Source organism: Sulfurimonas sp. HSL-1656 (assembly GCF_039645585.1).
Classification (GTDB): Bacteria; Campylobacterota; Campylobacteria; order Campylobacterales; family Sulfurimonadaceae; genus Thiomicrolovo; species Thiomicrolovo subterrani.
Window position 1 is genome coordinate 52,044 of the sequence record NZ_CP147915.1, and the last position, 22,287, is coordinate 74,330.

Below are 22,287 nucleotides of genomic sequence, written 5' to 3' on the forward strand. Positions count from 1 at the left end.
GCCTTTTATGCGGGTCGGCACAGGTGTGTGCCATCCCATGGGAATTTTTGAATAGGGATGAAAAAATGGTTAGGCTAAAGGGGGCTTGGTAGGGACGGGTGAAATATGGGAGTGGAGCTGCTGCGGCGCCACGTGGCTGCGGAGGGCAACGGGCCGGTCGGAAGAGGGCAGGGGCGCGGCCTCCGGGATGCTCATCAGGGAGTGGATGTGTTCATGGATCTTGGTGGGCAGATCGAGTGCGCCGGTGTCGCTTTGCGCGAGGCAGAGTTCGTACTGGGTGTCGGTATCCACATCCGCCATGACGTAGTCGTGGACCACGAAGAAGGAGAAGGCCGACAGCAGAACCGAGAGCAGGAGCTGGCGCAGTGTTTTCATTGTGCAGGATTCTAGCCAAACAAGCCTGTCCGAAACTGAAGAATCACGCTTAGGCAAAATCTTTAGGCGCCGCCTCCGCCACGGGTATCGGGATACTCCTCGGGCGTTTTGCAGAACGTCCCGCCGAGGACGCAGCACCCTTCCGTCACACCGATGAGTTTCAGCGCGCCGTCGAAGGCCCAGTAGTGGTTGTAGCTGGCCTTGCGGAGGGTAGTAAAGGTCGCGGTAAGGTCGTCGGCCTCCGCCGCCGCTGCGAGGGCGATATTGGCCGTGAGGTCATTGACGTCGGTGACTTCGACCATGCAGCCCGCTTCCAGGGCATCCTGGTCGCTTTGCACACCCTTCGCATAGAGTTCGTCGTAGAGCGACTGCACTGCGGGCTCGGGGAAAATGCCTGCACCGTAGGCCTGGAGCTCCTCAGCGCTGTAGTGCGCCTCCTCCCCGTCGATGTCGGTGACATTGATGTCGTAGGTCTGCAGCAGGCTTTCGATGGCGGCCTGGTGCTGGCTTTCGGACATCATCGCGATATTATAGAACTCCTTGTGCGGCCAGAGCGCATGCAGTGCGAGGTAGAGCTCCTTGGCCATTTTCTCCTCGTTCCACATAAATGCCAGTGTCCCCCTGAGGGTGCTGTTGAGCTCGGAGAGCTGCGGCGTGCCGTCACCCTCACCCTCACCGAGCTGGCGGTTTATCGCATCGGCCTCGTCCTGGGTCATCGTCCGGAGTCCCAGCTCGTTTTTGACAAGGTAGCGCTCGCGTTTGGTGGCGTTGAATTCTGCGGAGGCATACTCCCCGATCCGCGCGGCGATCTGCGCCTGCAGGCTCTGCATCACCTTCAGCGTCAGGGTGGAGGGGTCGCTGACATTGTGCTCGACACAGTATTTGAAGAGCTCGTCGCTGATGGCGGCAATGGCGCTGTCGCCGGAGGGCGTCGCATTGAAGATGCGCGTTTCGCTCAGGTTGAAATCGTTCTGCAGCATCGTCGCGATCTGGGCCTTGTGCGCCAGGGAGGTGACGAGGGTGAGGGCGAGTCCCTGCGGCGTCTGCAGTGTCAGTTCCGGTGCGGCGAGGTCGCCGGCGTCGATCAAGCCGTTGCGGTTGATGTCGATGACACCGCCCCGGCTGGTGACGGGGTAGACCGGGTCGTTGGCAAAACGGTAGCGGCCGCCTGAGAGCTTCGTCGCCTGCTGTCCCGAGGCATCGGTGACGAGCGCGTAGAGCATCGGGCCCCGTTCGGCGGTGACGTCGGTCGCGCTGCTTCCGCCGGTGCTGCCGCAGCCGCCGAGCCAGAGGGCCGCCGCGCCGGCGACAATGGAGTAAAAGAGGGGTTTCATACACAATCCTTGGAAGCTGAAATCGTCGTGCCAGTGTACGCAAAGAGTGTTAGGGGTGTGTTAGACGGCGCATCAGCGCGCTGTCTCCCAGGCGACGAAGGCCCAGTTGAAGGGACGGGGGTGCCGGTTGGATTTGGCGACGACCTTGTCGTAGTAGTGGTACGCCTTTTCCTCCTCGTCGCTGCTGAGGGTGCCGAGGCTCCAGCGCAGGGAGGAGACGAAGGCGTCGGCGCTGCCGCTTTTGATGCTGCCTTGTTCGGTCTCGATGTAGTCGACGCGCGGCAGCAGCCCTTTTTGGTAAAGGATCAGCGGGATATACCAGAAGTCGGGCTTCGGGGTGATCTGCCGGCCGATGAACTCGAGGATCTCCAGGTCGACGTAGCTGCCCCCGGCCTTGTAGGTGAGGTAGCAGGCCTTTGCGGCGTGGTGCGTCATCTTCGAGAGGGCCGTTTCGATGTCGCCGACTTCCAGGCTGCGCGACGCGACGGCGATGTCGGCCTCGGGCAGCGCGCTCCAGTCGTCTTCCCAGCTCAGCCGGTGCGTCTCGATGTTGGTGATCCCTTCGCGTTCGGCGTAGAGGCGCAGCTGTTCGAGCATCTGTTCGGCGTAGTCGACGGCGATCACCTTTTTGACCTTTTTGGCCAGGGCGAGTGCCAGGGTGCCCGGCCCGCAGCCGATGTCGAGCACGACGTCGCCGGGGTCCAGCGCCATCTTGGAGAGGAAGGTATCTACGTAGGGGCTGTTGACCATGCGCGGTGCCATGTCCGCGGCCTTGGCGTTCCATTCGTCGGCGCTTTTGCCTTTGAAATCGGTGGCGAGTTTGTGGGCCTTGTACATGGTGGCAAAATCGATGGGTTCCAGAAACATCATTTTTCTCCTTGGTTGGGGGTGAGGGGGTAAAAGACCGGGGTGCCCGGGTGGCCGTCGATACGGAAATCCTGCACGATGCGCTGCGCCTGCGGCGAGGTCAGAAAGGCCAGGAGGGCCTCGGCACGGGCGTGGCGGGCGGTGCCGATACGCGCTTCGCTGCCGATGGCCGCCAGGTAGGGGCGCATAAGGGCGGGGTCTTCGAAATAGAAGCCGCGGATCTGCGGGTGGTGCTGTTTTTGCATCAAAAAGGGGATGACGCCGAAAAGCGTGTACCCTTCCAGTGCCGCCGTCTCCCGTAAGAAACCGCGTTTGGCGGGGGTGAAACGGAGTTGCTCCGGCGGCATGCGCCACCCCTGTTTCGTGCGCAGCGCGTTGAACACTTCGAAGGTGCCGCCGCTTGCATGGATGAGGAAGGGGGCCTCCGAGGCAGCGAGCTTCGCCAGCGCCTCCTGCAGGGTCCCCGCGCCGGTCAGTCCTGCGGGGTCGCTGCGGTGGCCCAGGAGCATCTGTGCGTTGCGCGTCCAGGGGGCGAGCCGTTCAAAAAGGCCGTCGGCGGCAAGGTCGGTGATGGTGTCGCTGGCATGCATCGTCACCAGGTCGACCGGGTGCTCCCTGCAGTAGGCGTCGAGTTCCGATTTCGGGCCGCTGACGACGACGTCGACAGGGATGCCGTGTGTGGCCTCGAAGGCGGCGGCGACCCGCTGCCACATGCCGCTCATCGTCATTCCGCCGATGACGGCGACGCGCAGCGGTGGCACCGGTTCAGCGCCGAGCAGCGCCGCCGAGAACAGCAGTGTCAGGAAAAGGCGGCGCATCAGAAGCTGTACGTGAGTCTGCCGTAGAACTCCCGCCCCGGTTCCGGATAGCCGTCGTCGTAATAGTTCAGTTTGTCCGCCATGTTTTTGACGCCGACTTCGACCGCGACGGAGGCGATCGGCAGGTAGGTCACCTTCGCGTCGATCGTCTGCACGTCGCCCAGTTTCTCGTAGCTGCTGTCGGCCAGCTGCCCGTATGCGCCGCTCTGGCCGTGGAGGGTGATGAGGCCGCTCAGATTCGGGGCGAAAAAGACGCGGGTGAAGAGGTTGTATTCGCGCGTCGGTACGCCGATGGGCTTGTCGGAAGAGGCGCTGCCGATTTTCAGGAAAGTGGCATTCGCCCCCGCTTCGTAAACGTCGGCGATGTAGGAGAGGGCGAGCTCCGCCCCCGAACGGTAGAAGGTGCCGATGTTCTGGTTCTGCGTGCGGTCGACGCCGTCAAAGGTGTCGTAGTAGACGGCCTGGATGTAATCCTCCGTCACCAGGTAGAAGCCGGCCGCCTCCGCGATCCATGCATCGTTGAAGACCCCCTTGTAGGCGAGTTCGCTGTGGCCCGTCATCTCCGGTTTCAGGTCGCCGTTGGGTACCCCGTAGCCGAGCTTGTAGGAGTAGCGCTCTTTCATCGAGGGGAAATAGGTCTTCTGGGCGACGCTGAGGCGGAGGGTCTGTTTGGGGGCGAGCTCCGCGATAAGGGCCGCCTCCGGGTTCCAGGCCGATTCGTCTTTCTTGTCGTCGATCGTCGGGTCGCTGATGTAGTCGGAGGATTTGACGTCGTAGCCGATGCCCGCGACAAGGGTGAAGCGCTCCGCGAAGCGGTAGCTGTCCTCCAGGCCGAAGGAGAGGGTCGTATCTTCGAACTCCTCCGTCAGGGTGCTGACGTTGGTCACCTTGTCGATGTCGTACCCCTTGTGGTGATCATGCTTGTAGTTCGAAGAGAGGGTGAACCGGTTGCCCGCCGCATCGACGGTGTACTCTGCCCGGAGGCCGTAAGTAGACTCCTTGTAGTTCGATTTCCAGGCGAATTTTTTGTTCATCGTCGTCAGGTTGATGTCGTCGTAGGAGTAGAGCTTGCTTTCGTACTCCGTGTAGTAGGCCGTCGCTTTGAAGAGCCCGCCGAAGAGGGTGTGCTTCCCGACGGCGTAGAGGCTCTGCATATCCCATTTCGGCCAGTCCCAGTACTTTTCACGGCCGTAGACGGGGTCGGTGACAGTAGGCTGCTGCTTGGTCGCGTGCTGGTACATGTAGCCCAGCGCGACTTCGCCGCCGTCCAGGAGGTAGCCGTATTTGGCGCTGACCTGGCGGTCGTCGGAGGCGGAGTTTAGCCGGTCGCCTTCGGGCTGGACCGGGGTCGCGTCGTAGCTTTCGGGCAGACGGGAGTGATCACGGTGCTTGCCCGTCGCGGAGAGCTGCAGGTAGTAGTGCGGTTCGCGGATGCCGATGTTCCCGCCGTACATGGTACCCGTCTGGTCGCCGCTGCTGTCGATCGAGCCCTGGGCAAAGACGGTGCCCTCGAAAGGGCGGCTCGGTTTTTTGGAAACGATATTGACGACCCCGCCCATCGTATTGGCGCCGAAGGCCGTCGAGGAGAAGCCTTTGTAGACGTCAATGTCAGCGATGTTGGTCGTGAGGTAGCGGGTGTAGTCCATATTGCCGTCGTAGGGGACGTAGATGGGCACGCCGTCGTAAAAGACGCCGATGCGGCGCGAATCGAAACCGCGGATGCTGATATCCGTCTCGGCACGGCCGCCCCGGGAGTAGAACGCCACCCCCGTCATACGGGTAAGGGCTTCGGAAACCGTGGTGTCGCCGTAGATGTCGATCTGTTCGGCATCCACACGGTCGCTAAAGATCTCCGAGAGCAGCGGGTCGGCGGTGACGGAGACCTGGCCGAGCTCGAAGCTCTCCGCCTGCAGCGAGGCGGAGAGCACGGCAACGGATAAAAGTGAAGAGATGCGTAGAGGTTTATGCATTGTTACTCCTGAATTGAAATGGATTCGGGTGTCCGCTTGGGACCGCGGTCCGCAGAGGCGAAACCTGTTTCTTCTCTGCGCACGGCGGCCGGATCAAAATGCGATCCGGTACGAGGCGCCGATCACTCGTCCGAGGCTCGGGAAGCCGTAGACGGACTCGTAGTCGTCGTTCGTGAGGTTGCGGGCATAGAGCGTCGCTTTGTGGCGCAACTGCATCGCGCTGAAGTCGTAACCGAGGGAGCAGTCGATGTTCGTATAGCCGCCCGCTTCGCCCGTGCCCGCCTTGTTGACGGCTTCGAAGTTGTCCACATAATAGACCCCGACCGTGCCTTTGAGCCCGGCGTAGGTGTAGGTGACGATACCGTTGAAGGTCGAATCGGGGATACGGTTGTCCAGCGTATCGTCGTTGTTGCGGTTGTAGCTGTAGGAGAGCTGGTACGTCAGGGCGTCCAGTACCCCGGCCAGGGTCACTTCTGCACCGTATTCGTGCCAGTCCTTGCTGCCGTAGAGGTTGACGATGTCCGTCGGGTCGTTGGGGTTGGTCCACTGGGCGGCGACGTAGGGGGCGTCGCGCACATCAAGGAAATAGAGCGACAGCCGCGGTTTGAACCAGGGGGCGGGGGCGGCATCGAAGCCTGCTTCGGCCCCGAGCCGGCTGCTGGCGGAGAGGGACACCCCGTCGACGGTCTCGACCTCCGGCGCGTTCTGGGTGCTGGCGCGCGCGCGGGTATAGAGCGCGAAGCTCGGCGCGGCCTGCCAGCGCGCACCAATCGCCGCCGCGGCGACCGGCTCCATCGCTTCGTCTTCGATCAGGACCTTCTGGCTCCCGACCTGCTCGTACCCCTTGTCGATCCAGGTCTTGTCGACGCGCACGCCGCCGTCCAGGCTGAGACGGCCGCGGTGCCATTCGTCCTGGACGAAGGCGCCCGCCGTCCGCTCCTTTTTCTCCCAGCCGGTATAAAAGTACTCGCCGGTCGGGGTGTGCCACCAGATCCCCTCCACGCCGGTACGAAGGGTATGCTCGCCGAGGCGGTGGGCATGGTCGAGGCGCAGGTCGCTGAAGTTCTCCTCCTGGACTTCAAGGGTGTAGGCGTCGGGGTTGCTCCAGGAGCGCTGCTGCAGCTCCATGCGCAGGTCGCTGCGCGCGTAGGAGAGGGAGGTGACGCCCTGTCCCCAGTCATAGGAAGCTTTGGCGGAGAACTCCCCGATTTTGATCGGGTCGTACTCCCACTTGGCGTCGCTGACGCCCGGGGTGGTGCTGCGCTGCAGCTCCTTGGAGCCGCGGGTTACGAACCCCTGCAGGTCCAGGCTCCACGCGTCGTAGAAGAGGCCCCCTTTGGCATAGAGGGTCGTTTTTTCGAACCCGGTCGTCTCATCGGGCTCCCCGTCGCTCCGGTCGTAGTCGACGAGGAGGTTGAGGTAGCCGTACTCCCCGATGCCTCCGGCCATGGCGGTGACGTGTTCCCGCCCGAAGCTCTCCACCTGCACGGCGGCCAGCCCTTCAAGCGGCGCACCGGGGTTGCGGGTTTCGATCACGAGGTAGCCGGCATCGTCGCCGCCGAGCAGGCCGCCGGTGCCGTTGGGCAGCGGTCCGAGGTTGAGCGTGGCGGAGTCGCGGACGACGCGGATGCGTTCGATCGCTTCCACGGGCAGGACGGCGAGGATGCGGCTCGTGACCGCGGCGGGGATGTAGACCCCGTCGATAATGATGCCCAGCGCGCGGTTGCCGCGCACTTTGACAAAGGCGGGGGCTTTGCGCCCCTGGCGCTGGATAAAGACGGAGCTGGCGTACTGCAGGACGTCGTAGATGTCGGAGGGGTTGAGCGCTTCGATGGTGTCACGGGTGATCACCTCCTCGAGGTCCGCCGCGCTGCGGGGCAGCGACGTGGGCCGGGCGGTTTCAATGCCCTCGGATGCGACGGTAATGGGTGTTTCGTGGACGGTAATGGCGTCGAGCGCCGCTTCGTTTCCGGCATGAAGCGCCGCCGCAGACGCGGTGAGGCCGATCAGCAGGTGCAGAGGGTTTTTGGACATAATGCTCCTTTGGCAATGTAGGGTCGGATTTCATGGTGGAACCGTTCGAGCATGGCGACGTTCGCTTCGACATGCACGGCGGCGGGTTTCAGGGCGATATGGAGGTGGGTCAGTGCGTCTGAGAGGGTGTTGATCTGCTCGATGCACATTTCCGGCGTCCCCAGGATCGCATTGTCGAAAAACGGTTTCCCGTCGAAAAAGGCGGTGCGCTCCCGCAGCAGCGCCTCGTAGTTTTCGGCGTCGAAACCGGGCTGGGGCTGTTCGCGCTGGGCGGCGCGCATGCATTTGACGAAGTGGTCGATGGCGGGAAGCGCCGCCCGCTGAGCCTCGGCGGCGCTGTCGGCGACGCCGAAGACACGCATGACCACCATCTGCGGATCGTGCCCGGCGATACTGCGGTAGAAGTTCTGCGCTTCGACGCAGTCGCGCAGCGACGCTCCCTGGGACATCATCAGCCCGTACCCGCGGGTCGCGGCGTAGTGGATCGTCTCCTCCGAAGCGAAGGTCGCCACGTAAAAGGGGAGCTGTTGCTGCAGCGGTCGCGGCGTCACCGTGCTGTTGCGGATCTGAATGTAGTTGCCCTCGAAATCAACGGCCCTGCGGTGCAGGAGGAGGTCGACCGCTTCGACCGTCTCGAACATAATGCTGCGCAGCTCCTCCTTGCTCCGCAGGAAGTGGCGGGTGTCCGGCGCGAATCCCCCCTTGGCAAAGCCGGCGTCGATGCGGCCGCCGCTGAGGTTGTCGAGCACCGCGATGCTCTCGGCCAGGCGGACGGGGTGGTGGAACGGGGCGAGGAAGCCGGCGGTACCGAGACGGATGCTGCGCGTGCGCGCGACGGCAGAGGCGAGCATGACCGCGGGGTCGGGCAGGACGCTGAAGGCGTTGAAGTGGTGCTCGCCGAACCACGCCTCGTCAAAGCCGAGCCGGTCGGCGGTCTCCACCAGGCGCAGCTGGTCGTGCAGGCTCTGGGCCGTATCGTTGCCGTAGTGTTCGGCGAGGCAGAAGAGTCCTATCTGCATGATGACTCCCTCATTTGGTGATGTGGGCCCAGAAGCCGCTCTCGTCGTTGATGATCTCGAAGGAGGCCGGGTGCAGCGCTTCGAGGATCTCCGGCAGCGCGTTGCGCATGCTCCGTGAGCGGTTCTTGAAACGCTCTTCCCAGTTCGGTTCGCGCTCGAGCATCGTGCTGACGATCTGTTCGCGTAGCGCCGCGTTGCCGAAACCGCCCCCCACGTAGGCGCGGCCGCCCCGGCGCAGTACGCGGAGGATCTCGCCGTAGGCCCGTTTCTGGTCGTCCCAGAAGGGGGAGGAGCCGCGGCTGACGACGAGGTCGACGCTCTCGGAGGGGAGCGGGATATCGTGGATGTCGCCCTGAACAAAGCGGCTGCGCGCCGTGATGGCTTCTTCTTCGGCGTAACCGCGGGCGAGTTCGAGCATCTTTTCGCTCTGGTCGAAGAAGGTGACGTCGCATCCGCTCTGCTGGGCCATGGCCCGCCCCAGGGCACCCGTGCCGCAGCCGGCATCGAGACAGACGCCGCGGGTCATCTGCGTCTGCTGAATGATCTGCGACGCGATGACCGGGTAGATGGGGGCGAACACCTCTCTGACGATGGCGTCGAACCCCAACGGGTCATGGGCGCCTTTGTGCGTTTTTTGCTTCAGTCTGTTCATGGGTTTTTCCTTTGTATCAATATAGATATAACGGTAGTGATGCCGCCGCTTCTTCCGCAGCACCTTTTGCGTGTCAGCGGGCAGGGGCCGCGGTGTCGTAGGCGGGGAAAAAGAGCGCCTCGAAACGCGCTTCTTCCTCCCCTTCAAGCCACTCCGGGTAGAAGTGGTTTATGAGCCACCGGATCCCCATCAGCCGCATGAACGACGGCGGACGGGTGATGTAGTTGAAGGGGAGTGACGGCACGGTGAGGACCCTGCCTTCGCGGACGGCGCGCAGCGCCTGCCAGCGGGGATCTTTCCCGACGGCGTCGGCGAAAACGGGCTCCATCGCGACGATGACGTCCGGGTCGGCGAGCATGACCGTCTCCAGGCTCACTTTTTCCATCCCGTAGTTGGAACTCATCCGGCACTCCAGGGCGTTCTTCGCCCCGGCGTAGGTGAAGGGTTCGAGGTGGAACGAGCCGTCGCATTCGCTGGAGAGCCCGTCGGGGCCCTCGGCGAAGTAGTAGCGCACCGGTTTACGCTCGGCCAGTTTCGGCTGCAGTGCATCGATGAGGGCGAGGGTCTGCTCGGTGTAGGCGACCAGGGCGTCGGCGCGCTGGGTGTTGCCGGTCAGACGCCCCAGCAGTGCGAACTGGGTGAGCAGGTCGCGGATCGACGAATTACGCACGAGAAGGACGGGGATGCCGAGCGCGTCGAACTTGCCGACGATCTTCTCCACCCCCGGCATCCCGCCCCAGACGAGAATGACGTCGGGGCGCGTCAGGGCCAGCACTTCGAAGTTCGGGGTCTGCCCCTGCCCGAAAAACCCCCCGGCGACGGGTCGGCCGTCGGCGGCCCCGGCGTAGGGGCGCTGCGCATCGCTCCACGGGAAGTTGAGCGCCGCGATGAGCGCGGGGTCGAAGGCGAGCACGCTCATCGTCAGCGGCGGCGACGCCGCGTAGATCCTCGTCACCGTCTCGGGGAGATCGACCGTCCGGCCGTAATCGTCCGTGAGGCTCCGTGCCTGTAGCGTGCCTGCGAGGAGGCAGAGGGCCAAAAGAAAAAAGATGCCTGTTCTCATGCGGAGACCCTCCGGAAGTGCGGCAGGCACCAGTTCTTGTCGCGGTGCTCCACGATATCGGCCTCGACACCGTAGACCCGGCGCAGCATCTCGGGGGTGATGACGGCGTCGGGCACGCCTTGGTCGATCATGTGGCCGTCGTGCATGACGGCGACGCGGCTGGAGACAAGCAGGGCGTGGTCGGGGTAGTGTGTCGTTTTGAGGAAGGTCTTCCCCTGCCCCGCCAGGTGTGCGATCATCTCCAGCAGCCGCATCTGGTTGCCGTAATCAAGCCCGGTGACCGGTTCGTCCATGATAAAGGTGGAGACCTCCTGGGCCAGGGCGCGCGCCAGCAGCACCATCTGCTTCTGCCCGCCGCTGAGCTGCCCGAAGGGGCGGGAGGCCAGCGTCTTGATGCCGACGGTCCGCAGCGCCTCCATGGCGACCTCGCGGTCGCGCGCGCCGGGCTGGGCGAAGAAGCCGAGCTTCGCCGCCCGCCCCATCATGACCATCTCCGCGACCGTGTAGTTGAAGGGGACGCTGTGGTACTGGGGAATGTAGGCGATATGCTGCGCGATCTCCCGGTGGGAGTAGCGTGCGAGCGGCGCGCCGTCCAGCCGGATGTCGCCGCTGCCGCGCAGCAGGCCGAGCATCAGGCGGATCAGCGTACTTTTGCCGCAGCCGTTGGGCCCCAGCAGGCTGACGACTTCGCCGGGGTAGAGGGCGAAGTTCATCTTTTTGAGCACCTGGTGCGTCGGGTAGGAGAAGGTGAGGTTTTTGACTTCGATGATCGGTTTCAGTTCCATGCGGCCCTCGCGTGTTTGAGTACGATGATAAAGACGGGGATGCCGATGAGCGAGGTGAGGATCCCGATGGGGATCTCCACGCTCATCGCCAGCCTCGAGACCGAATCGGCCAGGAGCAGAAACGCGGCTCCCGTAATGGCCGACAGCGGCATCAGCAGGGTGTGGGAAGGCCCGAAGGCCATCCGGACGATGTGGGGGATGATGAGGCCGACCCAGCCGATGATCCCCGCCATAACGACGGAGAGCGCACTGGCCAGGGTGGCGAGCACGATGGCGATGAAGCGGATGCGCGTCACGTTGATTCCCAGCGCGCGCGCCTCTTCGTCGCCGAGGCTGAGCAGGTCGAAATAGCGCCCCAGCACGATCAGCCCGCCGATACCCAGCAGCATCGGAACGGCGGCGAGGGCGACCCCGTCCAGGTCCGCCATGCTGAGCGATCCCATCAGCCAGTAGACGATGGCGGGGAGGGTGCTGTAGGGGTCGGCGACGTATTTGACAACGGAGAGCAGGGCCGTGAAGAGCGAACCGCTGATGACCCCGCCGAGCACGAGCATGATCGAGGAGCGTCCGGCGCGGACCATGCCGCCGACCATCACGGCAAAACCGACGGCGACGAAACCGAAGATGAAGGCCAGCGCCTGCACGATCCACCACTGCTCGCTCACGAGCATCCCCAGCGCCGCGCCGAAGGAGGCCCCGGCGAGGACGCCCAGGATCCCCGGAGAGACGAGGGGGTTGACGAACATCGCCTGGAAAGCCGCGCCCGAGGTGGCGAGCGCCGCGCCGATGAGCATCGCCAGCAGGATGCGCGGCAGGCGGATCTGCACGATGATGTTCTCCAGCAGCGCGTACTGCGGCAGGGCCTCGCCGCCGAGGAGCTTGTACTCCAGGAAGCCCGCAAGCGTCCGGGCGTCGACGGGGTACTGGCCCCACATCAGCGTCAGCGTGGCCACGAGCAGAAGCACCATGAGTGCCGCCGAGAGGGAGAGGGCGTAGCGGCGCTGCATCAGAAGTTCACGGTGAGCGAGCCGAACACCTGCATCGGCGCGCCGGTCATGTAGGTCGATGAGGTCCCCGTCGTCGCCAGGACGTTGTCCGCGGAGATGATCGTCGCGACGTACTTCTCGTCGGTCAGGTTCGTACCGCTGAGGCGGAAGACGGCGCTTTTGCTGCCGAGGAAGCCGTTGATGCGGTAGGCGACGTCGAGGTCGAAGAGGGTGTAAGCGTCGACGGTCTGGCTGTTCTGCAGGTCGCCGTAGCGCTTGGAGGTGTAGCGCACGCTCGGGGTGATCATCCAGCCGCCGACGCTGTAGGAGAGCGCCGCCTTGGCCAGGACCTCCGGCGCGTCGGGGACCTGTTTGCCCTCGGTGTCGATCGTCGTCGTCGGCGAGCTTTTGAAGTCCTGCGTAAAGGCGTACTTGTTATAGGAGAGCCCCGCGATGAACTCCAGCGATTCGCTGACCGGGCCCGAGGCGGAGAACTCTGCGCCGTAGCCCATCGCGTCGCCGACGTTGGCGGGATAGTTCACGCCGTATTCGGGGTCGTAGACGTTGGCCTGCTTGTTCTTGACGTAGGAGACGAAAAGCACCGGGTTCAGCGCGATGCCGCCGACCATCGTCTTGTAGCCCAGGTCGATGTTGTCGGAGGTCTCGAGTTCGAGTTTGTTCCACAGCTGCTGCAGGGTCACGTTCTTGGCGACGAAACTGGCCCGGTTCTTGATGTAGGTCGGGAAGAGGTTGACGTCGAAGCCGTAGGTCCGGGCATAGGAGACGTAGAGCGTATTGCGCTCATCGAAGCGGTAGCCGGCGTAGAGCGACGGGATCCACGTATAGAAGGTCTTCGCCTTGACGCTGGCCCACGGATCGAGCGTCCCCTCGGCGATCGCCGTGTCGTAGTTCTGGCTCGTGTTGAGGTCGGTGCCGAAGGTGTAGCTCTCGAGCGAGCCGATCTCGAAGCTCTGGTACTGGAGCCCGACATTGTAGTCGAAGCTGCCGAGGCTGCCGGAGAGCTCCGCGAAGGGGGCCTGGAGGGTGTGGTAGCCGGTTTTGGCCAGGGAGGCGTACCCGTCAAAGACGAGGTCGCCGCCGACAGACTTGTACTTCAGGCGGTCCGTCGGCGGTCCCGGAGGCTGCTGCTTGTGGTACCAGTAGCCCAGCGTCGTCTTGAGGGCCTTGGAGAAGCGGTGGGTGTACTCGGCGACGCCCCCGTAGAGGTCATGGTCGATCCGCCACTGGATGACGCGGTTTTTCGCGGGGTCCGCGTTGACGCTGGAGTTCCAGTACTCCCCTTTGTCCGTTTTGTAGTAGGGTTTTAATGTCACCGTGTCGTTGGCGCTCGGGCGGAACTGCAGGGTTGAGAGGACGGCCGTCGTATCGAAGCTCTGCTTGTTCCAGTCGTAGTAGTCGACGTCGTTGTTCGCCGTCGGCCGGGCGGCGGCGTAATCCTTGTCCCAGAAGCTCTCCAGGTCCCGGGTCTCGGTATAGGAGAGGGCGTAGTAGTTGTGGTGGTCGTCTTTGTTGTAGATGACGTAGGCTTCCGCGCTGAACATCTCCGAGGGGGTATAGGCGATCCCCGCCATGGCGTTGAAGCGTTCGAGGTCCCCGTCGCCCTTGTACTTGTCGTATCCGAGGTGGGAGATCGATCCGAAGAGGCGGACGTCCCCCATCTTCCCGCTGTCGAAGCGTCCAAAGGAGCGCGTAAAGCTGTCCGAACCGAACGACTGCGAGAGGATGGCATTCGTCTGCTGCCGCGGCGCGTTGACGTTCATGTCGACCTTGCCGATCAGGCTGGAGAAACCGATGTTCTTTTCCGGCGGCAGGTACCCTTTGAGCAGGTCGATGGAGGCGACGTTCTCCATGTCGAGCATCTGTTTACCGCCGCCGGGGTTGCTGGAGATCGGCATGCCGTCGATCATGTAGACGCCCCCCGGGCCGGACTGGGATTTGCCGCGGATGCGGATGGGGTCGTGGTAGGAGGGTTCGTTGGAGCCTGCCGTGTCCGCGGGGGTGTAGTTGACCGAGGGGGAGTACTGGATGATCGTAAAGGGGTTCATGTTGGCCTGCGTCCCGAGGGTCGTGATGCTCTTTTTCTCGAAGCGCTGGTCGGACCCGTTGACGTCGCCCAGGTAGAGGGTGTCGTCCAGGGCAGTGTCGGAGACGACGATGTGCTCGATATTGACGGGGCCGGCCCAGAGGGCGGAGGCGGCCATGACGGCGACAAGGGGGTAGGTGTAAGCGGGTTTCAAAGGGAATCTCCTAATAGCGTATTGATCTCGCGGGGACTCAGGTCGACGTTGAGAAAGAGTTTGTAGAACGCGGCGACGCGCATTTTCAGGTCGACATCGTATGCCTCCGGATGGAAGAGGGAAGCGAGCCACTGGATGCCGATGACGCGCATGAACGAGGGCGGACGGTCGACCCAGTTGAACGGCACCGTCGGCACGAGGTAGATCCGCCCCGCTTTGACGGCGCGGAGCTGTTTCCACATCGGGTCCTCCACGAGGTCGCCGTAGACCATGGCGTGCTGGACGATGATCACTTCCGGGTCATAGGCCAGCAGGGTCTCGAAGTTGATCTTCTCCAGCCCGCGCAGGTTGCTCTGGCGGCACTTATGGACGTTCTCGCCGCCGGCGAAGTTCATGGCGACGACGTGGAAGGAGGTGTCGCACTCCGTCGAGAGGCCGTCCAGCCCCTCGGCATAGTAATAGCGTGTCGGTTTGGTGCCGGCCAGCGAGGCGTTGATCTCGTCAATAACCGTGCGGGTGTAATCGGCCAGTTGCCGGCCGCGTTCGCCTGCACCGACGGCGTCGCCGACGCGCTCCATGGCGCCGGGCATCGACGCGATCTGCCTAAAAGGCACCGTCAGCGTCGGGACGCCGAGTTTTTTGATCTGGTCGGTCACGGTCTGCACAAGCATGTCATCCTCCCAGATCAGCACGAGGTCGGGGTGGGCGGCGACGAGGGTCTCGAGGTTGATGCGGCTGCCGCTGCCGTGGAACGACCCGATGACGGGCAGGGCCAGGAAGCGCTTGTCGAGGTAGGCGGGATCGGCGCCGTTGAAGGGGTTCTTGGCTTTGAAGTTGAGGCCGATCATCTTGGCGGGGTCGAGGGCATAGAGCAGGTAGTTCATCGGCGGTGATGAGCCGAAGACCCTGCTGACGGTCGCCTGGTCATCCTTCATATCGCTAAGCGCCTGGGGCACCGAGACGAGCACCGATATGAAGAGGGTAAGCAGAAGTCTGTTCATGGTGGATTCCTAAGAGTGTGAAAGTGAGAAGGTGATCGGGATCGTCAGATGGGTCAGCGATTCGAGAGAGGGAAAATCGCCGCTGAGATCCCATAGCGTTTGCAACGCTTTACGGTCCAGAACGGTACTGCCGCTGCTGCGCAAGACTTCTGCAGTAGCGACCGTACCATCGGAAGCAAGTTTGAACGAGAGCGTCACCACCCCCTCGAGCCGCAGCCTTCTTGCGGCGGCGGGGTAGGTGATGGCGGATTCGATCATGGCACGTATCCGTCCCAGCACCGTTGCGTCCGGCCCGGTTGGGTCAGCTTTTTTGTTGTTGTTTGCAAGCGGTGTAGCGCTTGACGCATTGTCTGGTGTGTGAGGAGAAGTTTCCGCGTGTGAGGCCGGAGCGACGGGCGGGGACGGAAGGGAGGCAAACGCCTCAGATAAAGACGCGTCGTCGGACGCCTTTATCTCAGGGGTTTTGTGTTGGGGAATGGGCAGCGTGACCGGGGCGGGTTTTGCGGTGACCGGCGCCGGTTTCGGTGCTGATTTCACCGCGGATTTCGGGCGTGCAGCCGGTTTGGCCGGGAGGGGTTTTGCTTGCGGGGCGGCGGCCGCTGCCGGCGACGCGGCACGCGGGGTATAGGCGGCCAGGGAGATCGCCACCGTCTGCCGTTCGGCTGCCGGTGCGGGCAGGACGGGGCGCGGCGCGTAGAGGAACGCGCCCAGCAGTGCCCCGTGCATCAGTACGGAGGCGCCCATTGCCAGCAGGCGGTGACGGTGGTCGTTTTCGTGTATCATATTTGATATAACGACAGGCGAAAGCGAATGCATCGTCTACTCCGCCGCCTTGCGCCCTGCGAGGGGTTCATAGGGGTGGCGCGTGATGGGGGTGACCGTGGTGCGGCGGTTAATCATGCGGATGGAGAGGGCTTCGATCCACTCCCAGAACTCCCGGGCGTGTTCGGCGGGCATGGCGCACTCCGCCATCGCCTTGCGGTACATCATGAGCCAGATATCGCGGGCTTTCTCGTCAACGATGAGGTGCAGGTGGCGCATCCGCAGCGCCGGGTGGCCGTGGGCATCGCTGAAGGCTTTCGCACCGCCCAGCGCCTCGATAAAGAAATCGGCGGCTTTTTCGGTGGCGGCGGCGAAGGCGTTGTCGTCAGCGGGGAACATCTCGCCCAGTACCGTCTTGCGCAGTAGAGCGTGGTGGTACCGCACGAGGGCACGGATGTTCGGTTCCCCCCAGGCGCGGTAGAGTGCATCGGAGGGGAAGGTCACCTCGGGATAGATGAAGTCGATCTTCGCATCGACCGTACGCGGGAGGGCACCGGCCCCTTCAAACGGCCGGGTGCCGCACTGGTTAAACCCCTGGATCGGCGTCCCCTCTTCGGTAAAGACGTTCATGTTCTCGCTCCATTATATTTTAAATGATATAACGATATTTCAGCCATAGATGCAGCTGATATTCCATGCAAATCGGTACATTTTGCGTTGTTTTTGGAATGATATAACGAAAATGTCTTGTTTTGTCTTAAACGGTAGGACTTTTGTCATGCGAGGGCGGCAAACCCTCCGGCCGGACAGCCGCATCGTGTCGGTACGCTTTGAAAGTACAAGGAGGCAGGGCATGTGGAGTGCCCCGGAAGCAATGGACTGTCCTGCAGGAAGGTTCTCCCGGGCGCGGGCCCGGAAGTGTGGGTGTCACGCGAAGCTGTTTTTGAAGACGGTGAACATGCCCCAGCCGAAATAGACCAGACACCACACGATCAAAATAGCGAAGGTGGAGTTGGCCAGCCTGGAGACGAGGGCGTCTTTGCTGGCATCGAAGACCCCTTCGGACTTTCCGGCTCTCCACGCCAGCGTCGCGATGAACGCGACGCCGGTGAAGCCGAGGAAGACGAAGGTGAGCAGGAACATGACGACGGAGGGCCAGTCGATGTTCATCGGGTAGTCGTAGACGGAGTAGCCCAGGTCGCCCATGATCTGGAAGCGGATCAGTTCGCGCATGCCGGAGATCAGCAGGGCGACCACGACGAGCCAGAGGGTCGTCAGGTAGCTCCGCTTGACGAAGTGGATCATCACGAGCAGGAGCAGCACGGAGACGACGATGGCAAGGGAGAGCGGGTTGAGCAGCAGCCCCTCCATAAACATCCAGACGACGAAGAGCGCGGCGCTCGCGAGCAGACCGATGGACGCGATGGTCGTGCCGAGGCTGCGGGCAAAGGCGATGTACTCCTTCGTGAAATCGTTGCGTGTGCTCAGGAAATCGCTGTAGTTCTGCAGGAAAATGCCGACGACGGGGGCACTGAGCGAGACCATAAAGAGCAGCCGGACCGGATGCATGTGGAAGCTGAGTCCGGAGGTGTCGACCGTGCCGCCCGGCGCATACCACCCCATCCACTCGTTGGGCTGGATGGACTCGACGGAGAAGACGTGCATCAGTACCCCGGCAAAGACGATAAACGCAAAGCTGACCAGGCCGATCAGCTTGCCGTCGCCCTTTTTATTGGCGTAATAGAACCAGTAGAAGAGCATATAGCCGACGATCAGCGCGTAGATGAACGTGAAGACCCAGATGCCCGATAGCGCGTTGGTCACGTACCAGTTGGGGTCATAGATGACCTGCGTAAAGAGCAGCGGCGCGATGCCGAGCAGGATCGCCAGCGAGATGCTGATCTTTCCGGTCTGGATCATGTGTCCCGTCAGGAGCTTCCAGTCAGCACTTTGCTTCTGTTTGCCGTGGCCGGCGAGCGAAAGCGTGATGCTGCCGATGGCGAGCAGGACGAAAGCGGCGTGCAGCGCCCACGTCAGGACGTAGAGCGCCTGAAAGACGACGGGGTAGAACGGGACCCCCGCGGGGTCGCGGAGGGTATTTAACAGTGTAGCATCCATAGGCATCTCCTTAGTTGATTTGGGTCGCTATCCAGGCGGCCATGGCGTCGAACTCGGCGTCGGGGAGGTCGATTCTGGGCATATAGGGGATGGCCCCCGTCGCCAGCGAGCCCTGCATGAAGGCTTTGATCGTCTCTTTGTCCTGGCCGGCAAACCGAAGCATGAGCGGGCGGAACTTGGCACCCGGCTCCAGTGCGTGGCAGTTGGAACAGGCGAGCTTGGTCAGCAGCTGGCCCGCTTCGAGCCGATTCTCCGGGGTGATCGTGCGCAGCCGGTCGGGGATCCAGGGATTGACCCTCAAAAGCCCTCTGTCGGCGATAACCTCCACTTCACTTTTGATCCCTTTGCCCGGGACGTCCCGGCTGATGATCTGGTTGCTGTAGATATAACGTCCGGCGACGTAGGGTTTGCGCAGGCTCTCACGCAGCTTTTCGCCCGGCCAGAGGCCGACAACGGCGATAACAAAGAGCATGACGATCGCCAGCGAGCGGCGGATATACTGCGGTTTGAAGATCGCGAGGAGGAAATAGAGCGCGAAGGCCAGGATGAGGATGATTCGCGTCGTCAGGATGGACGGGAGGTAGATCCCCAGCAGGATGTCCGCGCTCTCGGGCAGCGTCTTGATGTACCACATAAAGAAGAAGAGCACCAGGAAGCCGCCGAGGAGGCTGACGTAGCCCATTTTGCGGGTCAGCTCGTACGAGACCTCCTTGTTCTTCATTGCGCTGGAGATGATCAGTCCGATGACACCGGCCATCATGATCATGAAGCCGATACGCAGGAACATGTGCGGGAAGGTGTTGACCCCGAAGAAGGCGTCGCTGGCCGATCCCGTCTGGTAGAAGGCGTCGTTGCCCGGCCACATCATGAAGCTGATGATCCCGATGATGAGCATCAGGGTGCCGACGGAGGCCAGTGCGAAGGTGTAGGTCAGCTTCAGGTGTGTTTTGCGGTCGATTTTATCGATGAAGTAGACCAGCGCGAAGACGCCGATGACCTCATAGATGAAGAAGACCCACTCTGTAGCCCAGACCCAGACGAAGTTGTGGATCAGTGCGCTGATTCCCCGCGGGCTGGCCGCCGTGGCCGTATACCAGATCCCCGGACCCGTGATGGAACCGATGACGTAGGAAAAGATCAGCAGGAACATGCCGTACTTCTTCATATAGTCATAGAGGTCGGTGCGGTTCTCCTTGTACGCCTTGTGCGCCAGGAAGGCAAAAAGCAGTGCGGCACCGACGGAGGTGTGCGAAGCCAGAATATGAATGGTTCCGGTGATTCCCATCAACCAGGCAGAGCCGATATCAGGAAAATAGAAAAGTGGAAACATGCCAATGAAATCCATCCGTTTCTCCTCAAACAGATAATCCCGGCAGGGGAAAAAGCCCCTCCGGGATGATTCCATAGGTAGCACTCGGGTGGGCTGGCCGCCCAAAATGCGCCTATTGGAAAAAACAACATTTGATTCGTCATAGGGATATGGCACAATAAAATGTTGTAACACAACACAAACATACCCGTCTGTCATCGCCAAATTGTCGACGGGTATGCTTCTTCATCCGGTTAAAACTGCTTCCTCATTTAAAACAATTCTGAAATATGGGAAACGGAAAATAATAATCAACTGATATTAATTTTGTGTTAAGGGCTGTTCCGAAACGAACGGTAAGGGGATAAGAGGGTGTGCGGGGCGCCGTGCAGCCGGTTCAGGCCCCGATGATGATGTGGTTCTTTGCGACGGTCGCGTAGGCAACCATCGCCGTTTCCAGGGCGTCGCTGGCGTCGAGGTCCGTGACACCGATCAGTTTGGACCCCCCTTCGAGCTGGAGGGTGATCTCCGCGTTTTCGCTGCTGCGCTGCAGGGAAGTGATCTTTCCCTTCAGGATATTGACATCGTCGGAGGCTTCCGGTGCCGTGGCACTGATGGCGACGTCGCTGGATTTGATGATGGCGTAGGCGTCGCACCCCTCTTCCAGGCCCATATTGCGCACCGACGTCGAGGTGATGACGGAATAGAGGGTGTCGCCGCCGGGAAGCTGCAGGCGCAGTTCGGAACGCAGGGCGTGGGGCGTGATGCTTCCGACGCTGCAGGCGATCTGGTTGCGCGCGCTCGTCGTGAGGAAGGTACGCGAGAGGATGCGGGCGAGCCGTTCGGGGTCATCCCCCGCTTCGGCGAAGCGGTTGATGAATTCGCGGTGCAGCTCCGCGAAGCGCTTGTAGGTGGCGATGAGTTCATACGCATGGGCGGTGAGGACCGTCCCGCCGCCGCCGCGCCCGCCGGTGGTCTTTTCGATGATGGGGCGGTCGGCGATGTCGTTCATGGCATTGACCCGCTCCCATGCCGCCTTGTAGCTCATCTTCATCGCCTTCGCCGCGGCGTGGATGGAGCCGGTCTGGGCGATCTTCTCGAGGAGTTCGATGCGACCGTTGCCCAGAAAGTTCCTGCCGTCTTTTCGCAGCCAGAAGCGCCCGTCTATCTGCATGGGATGCCTTTGGTAGAGGTCACAGGGAGGGGAATCGGCGGCATGGGGTTCCTTGGCGAATGATTTGAGGGGCTTATTATAACAGACGCTAACGCGTGGTTTGTTCAGGCGGCAGGGTGCAGGTGAAGGTGACGCGGTTTTCGGCCTGGGTGACGGCGATGGCGATCCGCTCCTCGTCGCAGAGTTTTTTGACGATGTGCAGGCCTATTCCGATGCCGCGTTCGCTCTCCTTGTAGAAACGGTCAAAGAGGTTGCGGGGCGAACGGATGGGTACCGCGGCGGTATTGGTGATGCTGAAGGTGCCCCCCGAGAGCGCCAGCGTCACCTCCCCCTCCTTGATGTTGTATTTGCAGGCGTTGGAGAGCAGGTTGTCGACGATCCGCGTCAGGGCGTCGGGGTTGGCGGTCAGCGTCGTCGGTGCGAGGTCGGCGTGAAAGGCGAGCGCGGGATAGAGGCTTTCGAAAAAGGCCAGCCGCTCCGCCACGAGGGTGTCGAGCCGGAAGGTGTCGCGCTGCTGCGGCAGGCCGCCCTGGTACTCCTGGAGGTTGCGGTAGAGCATGCCGATCAGTTTGGCGCTTTTCTCGATGCGCCGGACGGCTTTGTCCTCACGGCTCAGCATCGAGGTGTTGATGAGAATAGCGCTGACGGGGGTGTTGAGATCGTGGATGATATCTTTGATGAAGCGGTCGGTCAGCTCCAGGGCACTGCGCAGCGGGCGGAGGGTATAGCGGGCGAACCCGAGCGCCATGACGCCGACGACGGCGGAGAGCAGCAGCATGAAAAGGAGGTAGCGGCCCAGCAGCGCCCGGGTCTGCTCCCTGAAGTCCGCTCTGGGGTAGTAGATCTTGAGCAGATAGCGCTGGTTGGCGGGGAGCGGGAAGAGAGCGTAGAGCGTCTGGCCGTCCTCGCGCAGCTCCAGCAGGGGCGCTTCCGTCTGCAAGGGGACGAAATCGAGGGAGAACTTCTCCCCCTCGAAGTTGAAGTTGAAGTTTTTCATCTCCAGGAATAGCTGCTGTTTGAGGCTGCCGACGTCCTCGCGGTAGTTGTGATAGAGCAGGAAACCGATCAGGATCTCGATGGTAACGAAGTAGAGCGCGAGGCTCTTGAAGAAGGATTCTCTTTCAGAGGCTTTCAAGACGGTACCCCACGCCTCGGACGTTGGTGATGTCGATGCCCAGCTGCTGTTTGAGGCGGCTGATGTGGAAGCGCAGCGCCTGGTCGGTGGGCTGTTCCAGCAGCTCCAGCAGTTCGCCCTTGTCGATGGTCTGGCCGACGTTGGTGATAAGCAGGCGGAAGATCGCCGTGCGGATCTCCCCGAGATCGACGCTGCGGTTGTTTTTGTTTACCCGCCCGTCGGCCGGGTTGAAGATGATCTCGCCGTAGCGGAGCTGGCGCTCCAGCTGGTGGGTGCGCGCCCTGATGCGCAGCAGAAGCTCGTCGATGTCGAAGGGCTTTTTGAGGTAATCCTCCGCGCCCGCGGCGAACCCTTTGGTCATCGAGTCGATGTCGCGCAGGGCGGAGATGAAAATGGCCGGGGTGCGGTCCTCGGCGTCGCGCAGGGCACCCAGGAGGTCGAAACCGTTGAGCAGGGGGACGTTGATATCGAAGAGATAGAGGTCGAAGGGGGTGTCAAAAGCCGTGTCGGCGGCGGCCTCCCCGTCGGTGACCCAGACGGTTTCATGGCCGTGCCGCTGCAGCAGGTCCTGCAGGGACTCCCCCAGGACCGGATCGTCTTCGAGCAGCAGAATCCGTGCCATTCTCT

General features: G+C 62.3%; 20 protein-coding genes. All 20 read right to left on the bottom strand.

Annotated features, from left to right (window positions below; genetic code table 11):
- Positions 1-69: 69 nt before the first annotated feature.
- Positions 70-375 carry a hypothetical protein gene (locus WCX49_RS00255; protein ID WP_345985582.1) on the bottom strand — a complete coding sequence of 102 codons (306 nt, stop codon included), beginning with the start codon at positions 373-375 and terminating at the stop codon, positions 70-72.
- Between the two features lie 62 nt (positions 376-437).
- The gene (locus WCX49_RS00260) at positions 438-1,709 is read right to left on the bottom strand and encodes a DUF2202 domain-containing protein (protein WP_345985583.1); all 1,272 of its coding nucleotides are present in this window, start codon (positions 1,707-1,709) and stop codon (positions 438-440) included.
- A 72-nt stretch (positions 1,710-1,781) separates the two neighbouring features.
- On the bottom strand, positions 1,782-2,579 hold the full coding sequence (locus WCX49_RS00265) for a class I SAM-dependent methyltransferase (protein WP_345985584.1): 798 nt from the start codon (positions 2,577-2,579) through the stop codon (positions 1,782-1,784).
- Positions 2,576-3,394: a substrate-binding domain-containing protein gene (locus WCX49_RS00270; RefSeq protein ID WP_345985585.1), complete on the bottom strand. Its 819-nt coding sequence runs from the start codon at positions 3,392-3,394 to the stop codon at positions 2,576-2,578. The genes WCX49_RS00265 and WCX49_RS00270 overlap by 4 nt, the downstream gene beginning before the upstream one ends.
- On the bottom strand, positions 3,394-5,364 hold the full coding sequence (locus WCX49_RS00275) for a TonB-dependent receptor (RefSeq protein ID WP_345985586.1): 1,971 nt from the start codon (positions 5,362-5,364) through the stop codon (positions 3,394-3,396). Before WCX49_RS00275 ends, WCX49_RS00270 begins: the two co-directional genes overlap by 1 nt.
- Before the next feature lie 93 nt (positions 5,365-5,457).
- Positions 5,458-7,398 (bottom strand): TonB-dependent receptor plug domain-containing protein, encoded by a 1,941-nt coding sequence (locus WCX49_RS00280; protein ID WP_345985587.1) that lies wholly within the window; start codon positions 7,396-7,398, stop codon positions 5,458-5,460.
- Positions 7,371-8,417: an LLM class flavin-dependent oxidoreductase gene (locus WCX49_RS00285; protein WP_345985588.1), complete on the bottom strand. Its 1,047-nt coding sequence runs from the start codon at positions 8,415-8,417 to the stop codon at positions 7,371-7,373. The genes WCX49_RS00280 and WCX49_RS00285 overlap by 28 nt, the downstream gene beginning before the upstream one ends.
- A 10-nt stretch (positions 8,418-8,427) precedes the next feature.
- On the bottom strand, positions 8,428-9,069 hold the full coding sequence (locus WCX49_RS00290; protein WP_345985589.1) for a class I SAM-dependent methyltransferase: 642 nt from the start codon (positions 9,067-9,069) through the stop codon (positions 8,428-8,430).
- 73 nt (positions 9,070-9,142) lie between these two features.
- Positions 9,143-10,132 carry an ABC transporter substrate-binding protein gene (locus WCX49_RS00295; protein ID WP_345985590.1) on the bottom strand — a complete coding sequence of 330 codons (990 nt, stop codon included), beginning with the start codon at positions 10,130-10,132 and terminating at the stop codon, positions 9,143-9,145.
- Positions 10,129-10,917 carry an ABC transporter ATP-binding protein gene (locus tag WCX49_RS00300; protein ID WP_345985591.1) on the bottom strand — a complete coding sequence of 263 codons (789 nt, stop codon included), beginning with the start codon at positions 10,915-10,917 and terminating at the stop codon, positions 10,129-10,131. Before WCX49_RS00300 ends, WCX49_RS00295 begins: the two co-directional genes overlap by 4 nt.
- Positions 10,908-11,924, bottom strand: coding sequence for an iron ABC transporter permease (locus WCX49_RS00305; RefSeq protein WP_345985592.1), 1,017 nt, complete (start codon positions 11,922-11,924; stop codon positions 10,908-10,910). The genes WCX49_RS00300 and WCX49_RS00305 overlap by 10 nt, the downstream gene beginning before the upstream one ends.
- Complete coding sequence (locus tag WCX49_RS00310; protein ID WP_345985593.1) at positions 11,924-14,161, bottom strand: TonB-dependent receptor; 2,238 nt, start codon at positions 14,159-14,161, stop codon at positions 11,924-11,926. The genes WCX49_RS00305 and WCX49_RS00310 overlap by 1 nt, the downstream gene beginning before the upstream one ends.
- Entirely contained in the window at positions 14,158-15,162 is a 1,005-nt protein-coding gene (locus tag WCX49_RS00315; RefSeq protein ID WP_345985594.1) for an ABC transporter substrate-binding protein, read from the bottom strand. Before WCX49_RS00315 ends, WCX49_RS00310 begins: the two co-directional genes overlap by 4 nt.
- Positions 15,163-15,171: 9 nt before the next feature.
- Positions 15,172-15,945: an energy transducer TonB gene (locus WCX49_RS00320; RefSeq protein WP_345985595.1), complete on the bottom strand. Its 774-nt coding sequence runs from the start codon at positions 15,943-15,945 to the stop codon at positions 15,172-15,174.
- 36 nt (positions 15,946-15,981) lie between these two features.
- Positions 15,982-16,554 (bottom strand): globin, encoded by a 573-nt coding sequence (locus WCX49_RS00325; RefSeq protein ID WP_345985596.1) that lies wholly within the window; start codon positions 16,552-16,554, stop codon positions 15,982-15,984.
- 297 nt (positions 16,555-16,851) lie between these two features.
- A complete protein-coding gene (locus WCX49_RS00330; RefSeq protein ID WP_345985597.1) occupies positions 16,852-18,042 on the bottom strand; it encodes a hypothetical protein in 1,191 nt (396 codons plus the stop codon).
- Between the two features lie 10 nt (positions 18,043-18,052).
- Complete coding sequence (locus WCX49_RS00335; RefSeq protein ID WP_345985598.1) at positions 18,053-19,387, bottom strand: cytochrome c; 1,335 nt, start codon at positions 19,385-19,387, stop codon at positions 18,053-18,055.
- A 361-nt stretch (positions 19,388-19,748) separates the two neighbouring features.
- Positions 19,749-20,525: a TOBE domain-containing protein gene (locus WCX49_RS00340; protein ID WP_345985599.1), complete on the bottom strand. Its 777-nt coding sequence runs from the start codon at positions 20,523-20,525 to the stop codon at positions 19,749-19,751.
- Between the two features lie 88 nt (positions 20,526-20,613).
- Positions 20,614-21,660: a HAMP domain-containing sensor histidine kinase gene (locus WCX49_RS00345; RefSeq protein WP_345985600.1), complete on the bottom strand. Its 1,047-nt coding sequence runs from the start codon at positions 21,658-21,660 to the stop codon at positions 20,614-20,616.
- A complete protein-coding gene (locus WCX49_RS00350; RefSeq protein WP_345985601.1) occupies positions 21,647-22,282 on the bottom strand; it encodes a response regulator transcription factor in 636 nt (211 codons plus the stop codon). The genes WCX49_RS00345 and WCX49_RS00350 overlap by 14 nt, the downstream gene beginning before the upstream one ends.
- Positions 22,283-22,287 lie beyond the last annotated feature (5 nt).